The 15,562-nt window shown below is 64.0% G+C and carries 10 protein-coding genes; 3 read left to right on the top strand and 7 right to left on the bottom strand.

Translation table 11 applies throughout. The features are described 5' to 3' along the window. Window positions 1–64: 64 nt before the first annotated feature. Together RUGAMON1_RS16430 and RUGAMON1_RS16425 are read left to right on the top strand one after the other, a co-directional pair. The gene (locus RUGAMON1_RS16430; RefSeq protein WP_445231509.1) at window positions 65–2,233 is read left to right on the top strand and encodes an FUSC family protein; all 2,169 of its coding nucleotides are present in this window, start codon (window positions 65–67) and stop codon (window positions 2,231–2,233) included. Between the two features lie 48 nt (window positions 2,234–2,281). Beyond that, the gene (locus RUGAMON1_RS16425; protein WP_445231508.1) at window positions 2,282–3,205 is read left to right on the top strand and encodes an EamA family transporter; all 924 of its coding nucleotides are present in this window, start codon (window positions 2,282–2,284) and stop codon (window positions 3,203–3,205) included. Between the two features lie 160 nt (window positions 3,206–3,365). On the opposite strand, the gene RUGAMON1_RS16420 is transcribed toward RUGAMON1_RS16425, so the two are convergent. Further along, window positions 3,366–4,673: a sensor domain-containing diguanylate cyclase gene (locus RUGAMON1_RS16420; protein WP_445231507.1), complete on the bottom strand. Its 1,308-nt coding sequence runs from the start codon at window positions 4,671–4,673 to the stop codon at window positions 3,366–3,368. Between the two features lie 246 nt (window positions 4,674–4,919). Between RUGAMON1_RS16420 and RUGAMON1_RS16415 the strand changes: the two genes are divergently transcribed. Next, complete coding sequence (locus tag RUGAMON1_RS16415; RefSeq protein ID WP_445231506.1) at window positions 4,920–5,177, top strand: hypothetical protein; 258 nt, start codon at window positions 4,920–4,922, stop codon at window positions 5,175–5,177. Between the two features lie 195 nt (window positions 5,178–5,372). Here the strand turns inward: RUGAMON1_RS16415 and RUGAMON1_RS16410 are convergent, their stop codons facing one another. From RUGAMON1_RS16410 to astB, 6 genes are all read right to left on the bottom strand, one after another. Further along, window positions 5,373–6,839: an APC family permease gene (locus tag RUGAMON1_RS16410; RefSeq protein WP_445231505.1), complete on the bottom strand. Its 1,467-nt coding sequence runs from the start codon at window positions 6,837–6,839 to the stop codon at window positions 5,373–5,375. 348 nt (window positions 6,840–7,187) lie between these two features. Beyond that, the gene (locus RUGAMON1_RS16405) at window positions 7,188–7,697 is read right to left on the bottom strand and encodes a DUF1993 domain-containing protein (RefSeq protein WP_445231504.1); all 510 of its coding nucleotides are present in this window, start codon (window positions 7,695–7,697) and stop codon (window positions 7,188–7,190) included. 62 nt (window positions 7,698–7,759) lie between these two features. Further along, entirely contained in the window at window positions 7,760–8,305 is a 546-nt protein-coding gene (locus RUGAMON1_RS16400; RefSeq protein WP_445231503.1) for an EF-hand domain-containing protein, read from the bottom strand. Window positions 8,306–8,396: 91 nt separating this feature from the next. After that, on the bottom strand, window positions 8,397–9,386 hold the full coding sequence (locus RUGAMON1_RS16395; RefSeq protein ID WP_445231502.1) for a succinylglutamate desuccinylase: 990 nt from the start codon (window positions 9,384–9,386) through the stop codon (window positions 8,397–8,399). Window positions 9,387–9,390: 4 nt separating this feature from the next. After that, window positions 9,391–14,103 carry an NAD-glutamate dehydrogenase domain-containing protein gene (locus tag RUGAMON1_RS16390; protein WP_445231501.1) on the bottom strand — a complete coding sequence of 1,571 codons (4,713 nt, stop codon included), beginning with the start codon at window positions 14,101–14,103 and terminating at the stop codon, window positions 9,391–9,393. Window positions 14,104–14,223: 120 nt separating this feature from the next. After that, window positions 14,224–15,561: an N-succinylarginine dihydrolase gene (gene astB / locus RUGAMON1_RS16385; RefSeq protein WP_445231500.1), complete on the bottom strand. Its 1,338-nt coding sequence runs from the start codon at window positions 15,559–15,561 to the stop codon at window positions 14,224–14,226. Between the last annotated feature and the right edge of the window lies 1 nt (window position 15,562).

Raw genomic sequence — 15,562 nt, 5'->3', positions numbered from 1 at the left:
GTTACCCCATGCGCGCGGCGGCGATCCCGCGGCGCGCATGCAAGCTGCCCACAAGGCCATAGCCATGCATTACGCACTCAACCTGCGCACGTTTTTCTACAGCCATTACTTTTACCTGGGCCTGCGCTTTGCCGCGGGCCTGGTCGGCGTCACCCTGATTACGCTGCAATTCGCCGGCATGGCCACCGCCATGACGGTCTGCATCGGCGCGCTGTGCACCGCGCTGATGGACATGCCCAGCCCCCTGCGCCACAAGTTCAACGAGATGAGCGCCTCGGTGCTGCTGTGCAGCGCCGTCACGCTGTTGATCAGCCTGTGCGCGCCGGTGCACTGGCTGCTGATGACGATGCTGGTGGCGATCAGCTTCCTGGCCTGCATGATGGTCGTCTACGGCAAGAAGTCGATGCCGCTGCAACTGGCCACGCTGTTCATCATGACCATGTCGATGGAACACGACATGACGGCGCGCGAGTCCTTCATCCATACCGGCCTGTTCACGCTGGGCGCGGTCGCCTACCTGGCCTACGCGATGGGCATCTCGTGGATACTGCGCCACCGCATCAAGCAGCAGGTGCTGGCCGAGGCGCTGTTCGAGCTGGCCGCCTACATCGACATCAAGGCCGACTTCTACGACACCCGCTACAACCTCACCGAACAATTCAACAAGCTGGTACGCCATCAAAGCCTGCTGGCCGACCGCCAGCAAGCCTCGCGCGACCTGATACTGCGCAGCCACCAGAACAGCAAGGACGCCATCGTCGTGCAGACCCACGTCTGCATGCTGGACCTGTATGAACTGATCCTGTCGACCCACACCGACTACGCGCAGCTGCGCGCGCACCTGGCCGATTCGCCGGTGCTGAAAACGCTGCACGACCTGGCCTACAAGGCGGCGCGCGATATCGAATCGGTGGCCTACGACGTCACCCGCAAGAAGGCCTCCTACCCGGAAATCAGCTACGAGCCGGAACTGGCCGCGATCGAGGCGGAGCTGGCGGCCTTGCAGCAGCGTGTGGACGAAGGCAAGCCGGCGCAGGAAGCGCTGGCCGTGCTGCGCGCGCAGCGCAACAAGATCCGCGCCATCATCAAGATGATAGTCGAGCTGCACCAGGCCAGCCAGAAGGTCTACGACACCACGCCGTTCTGGGTCGACGCCGACATGGGTCCCTTCCTGTCGCAGCAAAAGTACGAGCTGCGCATGATCCTGTCGCACCTGCGCTTCGATTCGCCGATCTTCCGCTTCTCGCTGCGGGTGGCGATGGCGATCTCGGTCGGCCTGGCGGTGGCCTCGTGGCTGCCGTATGCGGCGCACAGCTACTGGATCGTGCTGACCATCGTCATCATCCTCAAGCCCAGCTTCAGCATGACCAAGCAGCGCCGCAGCGACCGCATCGTCGGCACCATCATCGGCTGCGTGATCACGGCGCTGATCATCAAGTACCTGAACTATCCGGCTGCGATACTGGGCTTCCTGATCCTGTCGACGGTGGCCACGCCGACCTTCATCTACGTGCGCTACCGCTATGCGGCGATCGCGGTCAGCATCATGATCCTGTTGCAGATGCACTTGCTCGCGCCGGGCAACCACGACCTGATCGTCGAACGCCTGATCGACACCTTCATCGGCGCGGCGGTGGCGACGGCGTTCAGCTTCGTGCTGGCCAGCTGGGAATATCAAACCCTGCCGCGCCTGGTCCGCGAAGTGCTGGACGTGAACCTGCGCTACATGCAGGCCAGCTTCGATCTGCTGCAAGGCAAGGGCAAGGACGATTTCGCCTACCGCATCGAACGCAAGCGCCTGATGGACAGCCTGGCCGCGCTCAGCTCCGCGCTGGTGCGCATGCTCGACGAGCCGGCCCGCAAGCAGCGCGCGGTGGAGGACATCAACCTGTTCATCGTGCAGAACTACCTGCTGGTGGCGCACGTGGCGGCGCTGCGCGCCATCCTGCGCCGCCACGTGAAGGAGCTGCCGACCGCGCCCGTCAACGCCATGCTGCGCGAGAGCCACGAGCAGGTCGTGCGCACGCTGGCGCAGGCGCTGTCGCCGCAATCCGCAACGGCTGCGCAGACGGCGCCCGCCACCGCGCCTGCCGCCGATCCGGCATCCAGCGTGGACGGCGCCAGCGTGCCGTGGTCCGGCTGGCCGCTGGTGCAGCGCCGCATCCGCCTGCTGCAAGCGGACGCCGTCAAGATCATCGTCCACAGCGAAGCCATCGTCCGCGACGTCGCCTGACGTGGCACTGCGCCTGCGCCGCCGGCGCAGGCCTGCTACTATGGCCGGATGAGCACTTCCACCTCCCCATCCGCCTTCAGCACCCGTGACCTGGTCTCCGCCCTGTTCGTAGTCCTGATCTGGGGCACGAACTTCGTCGCGATGAAAGTCGGCCTGCGCGACCTGACGCCGTTCCAGATGGGCGCCGCCCGCTACATCTTCGCCGTGCTGCCGCTGATCCTGTTCGTGCGTCCGCCCAAGCTGCCGGTGAAATGGATCGTGGCCTATGGCCTGTGCCAGGGCGTCGGCCAATTCGGCCTGCTGTTCCTGTCGCTCAAGGTCGGCATGTCGGCCTCGCTGGCTTCCGTGATCCTGCAAACGCAGGTGTTCTTCACCGCCTTCTTCGGCTTCGCGCTGCTGCACGAACGCGCCAGCCGCGCGCTGCAGGCGGGTCTGCTGCTGGCCGCCGTGGGCCTGGTCTGCTTCGGCATGAACTACGTGCAGCCCGGCCATGCGGGCGCCACCACCGCCGGCGGCTTTGTGCTCTGCCTGGCCGCCGCCGCGATGTGGGCGGCGTCGAACATCGTCGTGCGCCGCGCGCAGCAGGCCACGCCGCAATTCGATGTGGTGGGTTTCATGGTCTGGTGCAGCCTGGTGCCGATCCTGCCGTTCATCGGCCTGTCGCTGGCCTTCGACGATCCGGCCACGCGCTGGAGCTGGACCGGCGCGCCGCTGGCCACCTGGATCTCGACCGCCTACCTGGGCTGGATGGCGACCATCCTCGGCTACGCCATGTGGACGCGCTTGTTGAAGCGCCACCCGGTCAACCGCGTGGCGCCGTTCAGCCTCGGTGTGCCGGTGGTCGGCATCAGCGCCGGCATGCTCGCGCTGGGCGACGTCATCACCGGCTGGCAGTGGGCCGGCATCGCGCTGATCGTCGCCTCGCTGATCTGCACCATGTTCGGCGGGCGCTGGCTGGGCCGGCGTGGCTAGTGGACTGTAACAGTTGAATCGGGAGTGAGGGACGCGTAGGCGGCGTGCAGGGCAAGGCGCCAAGGCGCAGCGATAGCGGGCTATCGCGAGGCTTGGCAACGCCGCCATGCGCGGCGCATACGCGGACAGCACTCCCGATTTAACTGTTACAGTTCACTCGTCAAGCGAAGCAGACGCGGTTGCGGCCCGTCTGCTTGGCGCGGTACAGCAACGCATCGGCCTTTTGCAGCATCGCCTCGGCGGTGCCGGCGGCCAGGTCGGCGTACACGCCCATGCTCATGGTGACCTTCAGATCCGGGTGCACCTCGTGCCACGGGAAACTCTCGATCATGTCGCGCAGCTTGTCGCACAAGGCCGCCGCCTGCGGCAGCTCGGTCTCCGGGTAGGCGATCACGAATTCCTCGCCGCCGTAGCGCGCCACCAGGTCGCTCAATCGCATGTGACTGCGCAGGATCTCGCCCACCTGGCGCAGCACCGCGTCGCCGGTGGCGTGCGAAAACTGGTCGTTGATCCGCTTGAAGAAATCGATATCCCCGATCACCACGCTCAATGGCCGCTTGTAGCGCACCGCGTGGCTGAACAGCGTGGTCGCCTGCTCGTCGAAATGGCGGCGGTTGTGCAGCTTGGTCAGGGCGTCGCGCACGCTTAGTTCGCGCATCTGCTCGGCCTGCGCCAGGATGGTCTGGTGCGACTCCTTCAGCTCCTCGTGCGAGCGCGCCAATTGCTCGCTCATGTCGTTGAAGGCGCTGGCCAGCGTGGCCACTTCGTCCTTGCCCTCCACCGGCACCCGTTGCAGCAGCGAGCCGCTGTGCATGGCGCGCACCGCGCCGGTCAGGTGACTGAGCTTGCGGCTCAGGCCCCGGCTCAGCAAAACGCCCAGCACCAGCGCCAAGGCCGCCGCGCCGGTCACACCGGCCAACAGCGCTTCGCGCATCGCATCCATGTATTGCTGTTCCTGTTTGCTGGGCGTGAAGATGCCCTCCGGAGAGATATAGGCCAGCACCCGCTCGCCCGCCTTGACGGCGCGCGCATCCTTGCGGGCCGATTCAGGCAGCAATTCGCCGGGTCGGTACACACCGGCCCCCAACAACACATGGTAATCCTGGTCCGCCACGATAAAGTGAAACGGCGGCTCGCCACCGCCACGGCGCGGCGGCCGACGATCGCCGGGGCGCGGCGGTCCCTCGCCCTCCGGCGGCCCCTGGCGCTCCTCGCCCTCCTGCTCAGGCGGCGGCGGTGGCCGCGTGCCCTGCGCCTCGTGATAGCTATGCATGAAATCGTCGAAGGGCTCGGCCTTGGTGGCGGCCTGCCAACTGCCGTACTTTTGCAGGTAGCCGCTCATGCCCTCGTAAAAACTGTCGGCGGCGTGCTGGCGCCGGATGATGTCGACCTTCTTGCTCATGCCCACGTAGGCCAGGCCACCCACCATCGCTACCGCCGCCAGCCCGGTCAGTAGCAAAGCGAGCATGAATTTCGTGCGCAGGGACATCGGAGCTCCGTCAAATTATTGCCAGTTGGACAGTAATCATACCTGATGGCGGTCGACTCGTAAAAAATCCAAAGCGAAAAAAGTTACTGCTCAGAACGCTTCCGTCATAGGGAAAATCGAGAGTTATATGGTTTTCTTATGGCGAGTATCATAAATCAAAATTTTATTTATTACTGAAAGACGCGCATACTGCACTGCAACAAACGAACATTTAAGGAGCTTCTCATGAGCGCATCGAACAACCTGACCTACAACGACTTCGCCACCCCTAGCTACGCAAGCAATGTTGCCAACGCAGCACGCCAGCTGGTTGCCGCACTGTTCGCCGTCAAACCACGTCCAGCCGTTGTTGTGGCGGACGAGGTTGTTTCGCAACGCCAGATCGAAGCTTCCTCGTCCTGGCTGAACCGCCTGGCCAATGACTGCGAACGTCATTCCCCTAACCTGTCTGCCGAATTGCGCTACATGGCGTCGCGCGGCTAATTGAACCGAATTTAACTTTCTGGAGATCACCATGCTGACCATCATCGAAAACCTGCCTGCCGCCATCGCCCTGTCCGGTCTCGTTCTGCGCCTCTACCTGGGCGCCAAGCCAGGCAAAGAAGAAGCGTAAGCAATCGAATGTAAAAAAGCCCCGGTAACGCGCAAGCGGCCGGGGCTTTTTTACGTCCAAGCGTTTTACTTGGCGTGATTCAGTCGCGAATTGCGCATGCCGTACAGGAAGTACGTCAGCACCGCCGCGCTCATCCAGATGATGAAGATGGTGTAGGTCGTCATCGACAGGCCGAACATCAGGTACAGGCAGGCGGCGATGCTCAGGCCCGGCACCACATAGGGGCCGAACGGCACGCGGAAGCCCTTGGTGCCCTTGCCGTTTTCCTTCTTGCGCATCACCGGCACCGCCAGCGACACCACGATGAAGGCCGTCAGCGTGCCCATGCTGACCATATCCCACAGGAAGGTCGCATCGACGAAACCAGCCACCAGGCCGACCACCGTGCAGACGATCAGCGTGTTGTGCACCGGCGAGGCGGTGCGCGGGCTGACCTTGCGGAACGATGGCGAGATCAGGCCATCCTTCGAGATCGCGTACAGGATGCGGGTCTGGCCGTAGATCGTCACCAGCGTCACGCTGAACACCGAGATCACGGCGCCTGCCGCCAGCACCAGCGCCGGCCAGGTTTTGCCCGTCACGTTTTGCAGGATCACAGCCAGGCCGGCTTCCTGCCCGGCGAACTTGTAGGCAGGCTGCGCGCCCATCGCGGCCACCGCCACCAGCAGGTAAAACACGGTCACGATGCCCAGCGCAGACAGGATGCCGATCGGTACGTTGCGCTTGGGATCGCGCACTTCCTCGCCGGCGGTGGCCACGGTATCGAGTCCGATAAAGGAGAAGAACACCGTCGCCGCCGCGGCCGTCACGCCGGTCATGCCGGTGATGTGGACGCCGTTGTCCGGGCTGAAGAATGGATGGAAATTGTTTATATCAAAGCCGGCAAACGCGATCACCACGAAGAACACCAGGATCGCCAGCTTGATCATCACCATGATGGCGTTGGTGGTGGCCGATTCCTTGGTGCCGCGTATCAGCAGCAGGCAGCACAGGCCAACCAGCAGCACGGGCGGCAAGTTGATATGCCCGGCGTGGAACTCGATGCCCTTGGGCGTGGAGACGATCATCGGCGAGCGCAGCACTTCGGGGATATGCCAGCCGAAGGCGTTGTTCAGGAAGTTGTTCAGGTAATCGGACCAGCCGATCGCCGTCGCGCTGGCCGCCAATCCATATTCGAGCAACAGGCAGGCCGCCATGATGAAGGCCAGGAACTCGCCGACCGTGGCGTAGGCAAAGGAATACGAGGAGCCGGACGCCGGAATGCGGAACGACAGCTCGGCGTAGCACAGCGCGGTCAGGCCGGCGGTGATGGCGGCGAACAGGAAGGACAGGATCACGGAGGGCCCGGCTTTCGGCACGGCCTCCACCATCGTGAAGAAGATACCGGTGCCGATCGTGGCGCCGACACCAATCATTGTCAGGGGAAACAAGCCTATGGAGCGGTGCAGGCCATTGCTATTGGTATGAGCAGTTTCTACTGTGTTATCGACCGGCTTGGTACGGGTCAGTTTCTGGACCAGCGTTTGGTTCACAGGCAATCCTTGTGGGAGATATGTACGGGCAAAAAAACTAAGCGATTATAGGGCCTTCCGGCCTGTCGTATTACAGTAATTTTGTGTTAGAAAAACAACTGAGACCCCAGGCGGGGCAAGGGCTCCGTTACAGTTGCTTACTTTTGATACAGCGGGATGTATAGATTGGAAATTGTTGTCAAGCTACTCTAGGTTCAAGTGTTACATCAAGCCAAGAGAGAGCCCATCATGCCAATTCAAAAGATCCCTACCGTATCCCGGCGTTTCCATCCTGCCGTCATGGGCGCCGCCGTTGTTTTGCTGGGTCTGGCGAGCACGCTGGCGGCCTGGCTGGTGCGCGGCTAAGCGCTACGCGAACGGCCCGAGATAATCGCGCTTGCCGACCGGGACGCCCTGGTTGCGCAGGATGTCGTGGGCGGTGACGATGTGGAAGAAGAAGTTCGGCAACGCGAACGTCAGCAGGTAATCGTCCCCCTGGAACTCCGGCTGGAACGAACCAAAATTAAGTTTGATCGCGCGCGCCTCGGCGCCGGCGAAGTCGCTTTCGGCGACGCTGTCCAAGTAAGTGATGGTATCGGCGATCCGTTGCTGTAATTGCGCGAACGAGGTTTCATTGTCTTCAAACTTGGGCGCAGGCACGCCGCTCAAACGCTCCACCGACAATTTCGATGTATCGCTGGCGCGCTGCACCTGCGCTGACAGCGGCAGCATATCGTCCGCCAGCCGCGCGGAAATCATCGCATCCGGCACCGAGCCGTGCTGCTCGACATAAGCCTCGGCCTTCGCCAGCAAATCCGACAACACCTTCAAGCCACGCACAAACACGGGCACCGAAACCTGATGCATCGATAGCGACATCGCGAACTCCAGAGATGAGATAGAGAACTGCGAGTGTAGCGCAATCGGTGCAATCGAGGCGCTCAGGCTAGCTGGTCGACGTTGTTGCCGATCTTGCTGGCGTCGGTCGTTTTGTCGGGATGGGCGATGCTGTAGACCAGTTGCTCCTGTGCGGAGACCGTGCCGTCCTTGTTGGTGTCGGCCGCTTCGTAGGTCGTGGTCGAGCTGCTTGCGCTGCTGACGCCACCTGCACCGCCACCGCCACCCGCGCCGCGCGCGCCTCCCGCGCCTTGGCCGCCTTGGGCGCCCTGCGCACCGCCGGCGCCACCCGCATCACCGCTGGGGCGCGGCGGCGCAAAGGTGCCGCTCTTGATCGCGGTCTCCAGATCGGATTGGGTGATCGAGCCGTTCTTCTGCGTATCGATCGCATCGAACTGCTTGGTGGCGTCGTCTGCCGACACGCCTTTCTTTTCCAGGCCCGATACGAATTCGTCTTTATTGACCTTGCCGTCCTTGTCGGCATCCAGGTCGGTGAATACCTTGGCCGCAAAGCGCGCCGCGCCCTTCGCAGGATCGAAGGTGGTGGCTTGGGTGCTGGCGCTTGAAGCGCCGCTGATTGCTGTCGTCATGATGATTACTCCGCTGTTAGGACACTGTTGTTCCTATTAACGAACTAATCCGTGTAACCATGACCCCGCAGAGTGTAAAGCGACGTAAAGATCAGGCGACCCGCACCACCATCAGGCCGGCGCGCAGGCCGATACGGACGTCGGGATTGGGGAACACCACCAGCTCCTCTGGATGCTGAACGGTATAGATGGTATCGCCGTCGCGGGCGATTTCCTCGCCCTGCTTGAGCGCCGTGAAGTTGTGCGTCTCTTTGCCGAACGCCATCTGGAACTGGTCGCTCAATTTGATGATCTGGCGCGCCGTGTTGAACACGTGCGGCTGCTGCCTGGCCTCGCGCTTGGCCGCGCCGCGCAGCAGGTCGTCCAGCGCCAGCGAGGCATCGGCAAACTGCGACAGATCGTTCTGCCCCAGCGTGCCGATACGCCCCAGCTCCACCGTGGTGCCGGCCGCCGCGTGATGCTCGGCCGAATAATAGCTGTACGTCCCGACCGAAGCCGGGTTCATGATGACCGCACCGATGCCGGCCAAACCTAGCCACTCGATCAACTCGCGGCGCGGCTGGTCGGCGATCAGTTCCGGCACGATGGCGAAGGTTGGATACACCGACGGCCGTATCGCCGTATGCAGATCCAGATGCCAACGCACCGGCCCCGCGCCATCGAAGAAGGCCGTGGTCGCGGCGATCATCACATCGGCACGCGCCGCCTCGGACGTGCCTTCCAGCGAACCGCGCTCCTTGCGGAACATGCGGTTCAAGTCCGCATCGATGAAACGCTTGCCGGCCCTGATCGCGCCGATATTGCCAACGCAAAGCATCAGGTTGACCGCCAGCGCGGATGCCTGCTGCGACAGGGCGTCCAGCAGATACGCCACCACCTCGATCGGTCCCGTTTCGTCGCCGTGCACGCCGACCGAAATCAGCACGCTTGGACGTTCGCCCCCGGCCTTGATGGTCAGGATACCGTCGGCCGGCTGCGTCACCACAAACCCGGCCGCCGAAAAGCGCTGCGCGACAACGCTGAAATCCGCTTCAGCCAGCGCGCGCACAGACTCCGGCAAAACCTTGGGCAAATCGCTCATCTACTTACACCGCCAGCATCGCGTTGCCTGCGTTGGTCGCTTCGGACAAAGCCCAAACGTCCAGCATCGCCTGTTCCAGATCGGTCGCCGCCGCGTAGCCGGACAAGCCCAGCGTGTTGGCCACGACTTCCACCGCTTCCGCCGCAGTATGGCCGCCGGTCGCGTGCTGCAGCACCTGCGACAGCAAGCGTTGCTGCGTGCGGCGCAGCGCGTTCTGTGCGTAGCTGCGCAGCTGCTCTTGCGAGCGGGTAGTGGCCGGCAGTTTCAGGCCGCGCTCCAGCGTATCGATGCCGACCTGCGCGCGCAGCGCCAGGCCAACCTGCAGGAACGCCGGCAGGTCCATGCCTTCCGGACGCGATACCGACAGCGCAGCAAACACAAACGCCGCCACCGCATCGATCGCCTCGACAGCCTTCCAGGCCTGGACGAATTCGGCGCGCAGGCCGGAGGTGATGTCCGCATCGGACTGGCCGTCGGCCGGCGTCAGCTGCGCCAGCGTTTCAGGCTTGGCGAACAGCTTGGTCAACTCGGCGACACCGGCGCGAAGCTGGTCGGCAGGCACCGTCAGCACGCCTTCGATTACCGATTTTTGCAGCACGCGGGTACGCGCATCGACCTTGATCGACACGGCGCGCGGCACCTTCAGCGCATCCGCATCCAGCGTCGTGAAGATCGGCGCCAGGTTCAGCGCGGACCATGCCTGGCCCCACGCCAGGATGACATCCGATTCATCCACGCCATGCTCGCCGGCCAGTTGGCGCAGCATCAGCGGACCGCAACGGTTGACCGATTCATTGGCCAGCACGGTCGCCAGGATGGCGTTGGCCAGCGGATGCGCCAGCGCAGGACGGGTAGCCACCAGCAGATCCGGGAAGTACGGCTTCAGCACCGACTCGGCCCAGCTCAGGTCCGTCAGCGGCAGCGCCGACAGAATGCGTTTGTAGCGGTTCTTCACGTTGGCGATCACCACCGCCAGTTCCGGCGTGGTCAGGCAACGGCCGTCGGCCTTGCGGCGCGCCAGTTCAGCCACCGATGGCAGCTGCTCCAGCTCACGCGACAGCGCACCCTCTTCTTCCAGCGATGCGATCAGCGCGGCATAACCATCCTGCACGGCGGCGTCGTTCTGCGCCTGCGCTTCGCGTACCAGCAGCTGCGTTTGCAGCGTGTTGTCGCGCAGGACCAGACGCTCGATGTCGGCGGTCATTTCGTTCAGCACGCGGTTGCGGTCTGCTTCGCTCAGCTGGCCGGCGTTCATTTCCACGTCCAGCCACATCTTCGCGTTCACTTCATGGTCGGAGCAATCCACACCGGCCGAGTTGTCGATCGCATCGGTGAAGATGCGGCCACCGGCCAGCGCGAACTCGATACGGCCGGCCTGGGTCGCGCCCAGGTTGCCGCCTTCGGAAACGACCTTGCAGCGCAGCTGGTTGCCGTCCACGCGGATGTTGTCGTTGGCGCGGTCCTTCACCTGTGCGTGCGATTCGGTCGATGCCTTGATGTAGGTACCGATACCGCCGTTGTAGAACAGGTCCACAGGCGCCAGCAGGATGCGGTGCATCAGCTCTTCCGGCGGCAGCGAGGTTTCCTCGATGTCCAGCGCGGCGCGGATTTGCGGCGACAGCTCGATGCTGCGGGCGCTGCGCGGGTACACGCCGCCGCCTGCCGAGATCAGTTCCTTGTCGTAGTCGTCCCATGAGGAGCGCGGCAGCGCGAACATGCGCTCGCGTTCGACGAAGGATTTTTCCATGTCTGGGTTCGGATCAAGGAAGATGTGGCGGTGATCGAAGGCCGCGACGATTTTCAGTTTGCGCGACAGCAGCGCGCCGTTGCCGAACACGTCGCCCGACATATCGCCCACGCCGACCATCGTCACTTGCGTGGCGTGGATGTCGTGGTCCATTTCGTAGAAGTGGCGCTTGACGGCTTCGAACGCGCCCTTGGCGGTAATGCCCATCTTCTTGTGATCGTAGCCGTTCGAGCCGCCCGATGCGAACGCGTCGCCCAGCCAGAAGCCGCGCTGCACGGCGATGCCGTTGGCGATGTCGGAGAAGGTCGCGGTGCCCTTGTCGGCGGCCACCACCAGGTACGGGTCGTTTTCGTCGTAGCAGATGGTATCGGCCGGCGAAACAATCTTGCCCAGCACGCGGTTGTCGGTCACTTCCAGCAGGCTGGCGATGAACAGGCGATACACCGCCTCGCCTTCGGCCGCGATGGTTTCACGCACGGCGTCCTTCGGCATCTGCTTGCAGACGAAGCCGCCCTTGGCGCCGGCCGGCACGATGACGGCGTTCTTCACCATCTGTGCCTTCACCAGGCCGAGGACTTCGGTGCGGTAGTCTTCCATGCGGTCCGACCAGCGCAGGCCGCCGCGGGCGACCGGGCCGCCGCGCAGGTGCACGCCTTCGAAGCGGCGCGAGAACACGAAAATCTCGCGGAATGGACGCGGTTCCGGCACCAGCGACAGGCTGCTGGTGTCGAACTTGAAGATGATCTTGTCGCCCTTCTGGTTATTCTGGAAGTAGTTGGTGCGCAGCGTGGCGACCATCAGGTCGGTCATCGCGCCCAGCACTTCTTCGCTGTCGGCGTGGTTGATCGCCGGCAGGCGGCTCTTGATGCCGGCCAGCGCATCCAGTGCGGCGGCGCGGGTGGCGGCATCCAGCGCAGGGTTGAAGCGTTGCAGGAACGCGTCCACCAGCTGCTTGACGACCACCGGCTGCTTGCGCAGCGTCTCGGCGATGTAGCGCACCGAGAAACGGCTGCCGGTCTGGCGCCAGTAGCTCATGTAGGCGCGCACCAGTTGTACCTGGCGCACGCTCAAGCCGCCTTCGATGACCAGGCCATTCAGGCGGCCGTCTTCGGCTTCGTTGTTGAACAATGCCGCGAACAGTTCCTGCGCGACCGGCACGATGTCGGCCTTGGCCAGGCTGGCGGCGCTGGCGGCATCCACCGACAGGCTGGTGACGAAGTGGCGTTGGCCGTCCACGCGCAGCGAGTGCGCCTGTTCACGGTCGATCGCCACGCCAGCGTTGTGCAGCGCAGGCAGGATGGTCGACAGCGACGGTACACGGTCGACGGAATACAGGCGAATGGTGGTCGCATCGGCCACGGTTTCCACGCGCACGTCCACGCGCGACGGATCGGTGTTGCGCAGGATGGTGCCCAGATCGTGGAAGGCAGCTTCCGGCGCGGTGGTGGCGACGTAGTCGATCGGCAGCGCGGCGCACATCTTGCGCAGGCTGGCGCGCAGCGGCACGTCCGGCACGGCGTCGGCCAGCGCGGAGAACTGGTCGTGCCAGCCGTCCAGCACCGACAACAGCGGCTGCTGGATGTCGGTTTCCAGGTCCAGCGGATAGCGCGCGGCGTGGGCGATCAGGTACACGCGAGCCAGAGGGCCGTCGGCCACCAGCGTCTGCGAGCTGACATACTGCGCGCCGGAGCTGGCTTGCAGCGCCTTGGCCAGCGACGAAGCGACGCTTGCGCTGTAACGCTCGCGCGGCAGGTAGACCAGCACGTTCAGGTGGCGCGCGTACACGTCGCGGCGGGCGAACACCTTGGTGCGCGGCTGCTTGTACAGCGATACGACGGCGCCGCAGACTTCGGCCAGCCATTCAGGCTCCGCTTCCAGCGCTTCGGTGCGCGGCAGCGATTCCAGGATCTCGATGAATTTCTCGGCGCGGAAACCTTCCTGGCGCACGCCGGCGATGCTCAGCACCTTGGCCACGCGGCCACGCGCGAACGGCAGGCGGTTCAGCGGCGTCGCGGTGGCGGCGCGGGTGAACAGACCGACGAAGCAGTACTCGCCCAGGATCGCGCCTTGCGCGTCCGTGTGGCGAATACCGATGAAGTCCAGCTGCTGGTCGCGGTGCAGCGTGCCCTCAACGTCGGCCTTGACGATGGACAGCGTGTGGGCGCGTTTCGACAGCGTGTCGAAATCGCCAGGGATATTGGCCAGGCAGGTGCCGTAGACCGGATGCGAGGTATCCTGCAGCACGCCGATGCGGCTAGGGATGTCGCGTTCCAGTTCGCGCACGCCCGGCTTGACCTGGTAGTAGGCGTAGCCGAACGGCTCGAAGCCTTCGGTCTTGGCCCATTCCAGGAAGGCGGCGACTTCCTTGCCTTCTTCACCATGCGAGGCGGCTTCTGCGCCGATGCGGCTGAAGTGTTCCTGCATCGCGGCTTTGTCGCGGCGCACCACGGCGGCGTCGCGCGACACCATTTCCAGGCGCTCGACCAGCATGCCGATTTCCGCTTCAGGCAGGTCTTCGGACAGCAGGCACAGGACATACGATTCGAGTTTGGCGCCGGCCTGGCCAACGGCGGTGACAACGCCGTCCGCGCTGCGCGCAACCGGCAGCACCGAGTTCAATACACCGTTGACGCCCACGCGCAGCTTGCGCATCGCCATGACCATGGAATCGACCAGGTAAGGCACGTCGTCGTTCAGCACCAGCAGCGCGGTGGCCATGCCGCCGCGGCCATCCGCGTAGCGCAGCTTGGCGATCTGCGCGCCGGAGCCGGTGCGCTTGGAAGCTTGAGTGAAACCATCCCACAGGACCGGCGCCAGGCTATCGGGCACGGTGCCGGCCAGGTCTTCGTCGTCCAGGGAACCGAGCCAGGCGTTGATCAGCGCGGCGACTTGCGTGCTGTCGCTGGCCGGCTTGCTGGCGTTGACCAATTCCAGCGTTTGTTTACGCAGGTCTTGTGGCATTTGTTTCATCGTTGCTTCTCCAATACGTTATGTGTATTTTATGTTGCAGGCGCCGCGCCGGCTTGTGGCTGCGCGGCTGGGTTGAGCGCTATTAGACACCAAATCCCCATATGGGGGCGAGATGGTGTTTTACAAATCATACAGTCCGGGCAAGCCCAAAATCCGGCTCAGGTCCTCCAGCGCGGCGTGCACTTCGATCGCCAGCGCAGGATCGGCCAGGTCGGACGGTTCCAGCCGGTCGCGGTAGTGCTTCTCCACCCATGCCACCAGCGTGTGGTACAGCGCCTCGGTCATCACCACGCCTTGATGCATGGCCGCCGCTTCGGCGTCGGTCAGCGCCACGCGCAGGCGCAGGCACGCAGGGCCGCCGCCGTTGCGCATCGACTGGCGCAGGTCGAAGTGAATCAGTTCGTCGACCGCGTTGCCGCTGGCGACCAAACCTTGCAGATAGGCCGCAACGGCGACGTTTTCCTCGCACTCCTGCGGAATCACCAGCGCCATCTTGCCGTTGTCCTTGCTCAGCAGCTGGCTGTTGAACAGATAGCTGTGCACCGCGTCGGCCACCGACACCTTGGCGGTATCGACGCGGATCGCGTTCAGCTCCGCGCCGACGCCGCCCATCGCGCGGCGCAGCTGTTCCAGCGCGCCCGCTTCGTCGGCAAACGCCTGCTCGTGGTAGAACAGCACATTGCCGTTGCCGACCGCGATCACATCGTTGTGGAACACACCCTGGTCGATCACGTCCGGATTCTGCTGGATGTAGACGGTGCGTTCAGCCGACAGGCCGTGCAGGCGGGCTACCGCCTGCGACGCTTCCAGCGTCTGGCGGGCCGGGTATTTTTTCGGCGCCGATGCCGAGGCGTCGAACTCGGTGCGGCCGTAGACGAACATCTCGACGGCGGCGCTGCCGTGGTCCTTGCACAAACGCGTGTGGTTGGCCGCGCCTTCGTCGCCGAATGCCGGCGTGCCTGGCAGCGCATCATGCACGGCGAAGTGCTTCTCGTCCTTGAAGATGGCGCGCAGCGAGCGCGCCGACTGCGCGTGCTCGAAGGCGCGATGCAGCTTGTTATTCAGGTTGGCGGCGGTGAAGTGCGTGCGGCCGTCGGCGCTGTCGGCGGATGGGCTGACCGTGGCCGCGTTGGCGGTCCACATCGGCGAGGCCGAATACGCGCACGCCAGGATCACCGGCGATTCCTTGGCGGCCTTGGCCAGCACCTCGGCATCGCTGCCGGTGAAACCGATGCTGCGCAGCAGGCGGAAATTCGGACGGTCCTGCGACGGCAGCAGCGCCTGGCCAAAACCGCGCGCGGCCAGCGCGCGCATCTTGGCCAGGCCTTGCAGCGCCGCCAGCTTCGGATTCGAAGCGCTCTTGACGTTGCTGAACGAGGCCACATTGCCGAACGACAGACCGGCGTAGTTGTGCGATGGGCCTACCAGGCCGTCGAAGTTGAATTCGCGTGCGCGCATG

The sequence above is a fragment of the Duganella rhizosphaerae genome, assembly GCF_040364205.1.
GTDB classification, from domain to species: Bacteria; Pseudomonadota; Gammaproteobacteria; order Burkholderiales; family Burkholderiaceae_D; genus Rugamonas; species Rugamonas rhizosphaerae.
Note: the sequence above shows the minus strand (reverse complement) of the source record. Positions and strands in the feature narration are given on the sequence as shown.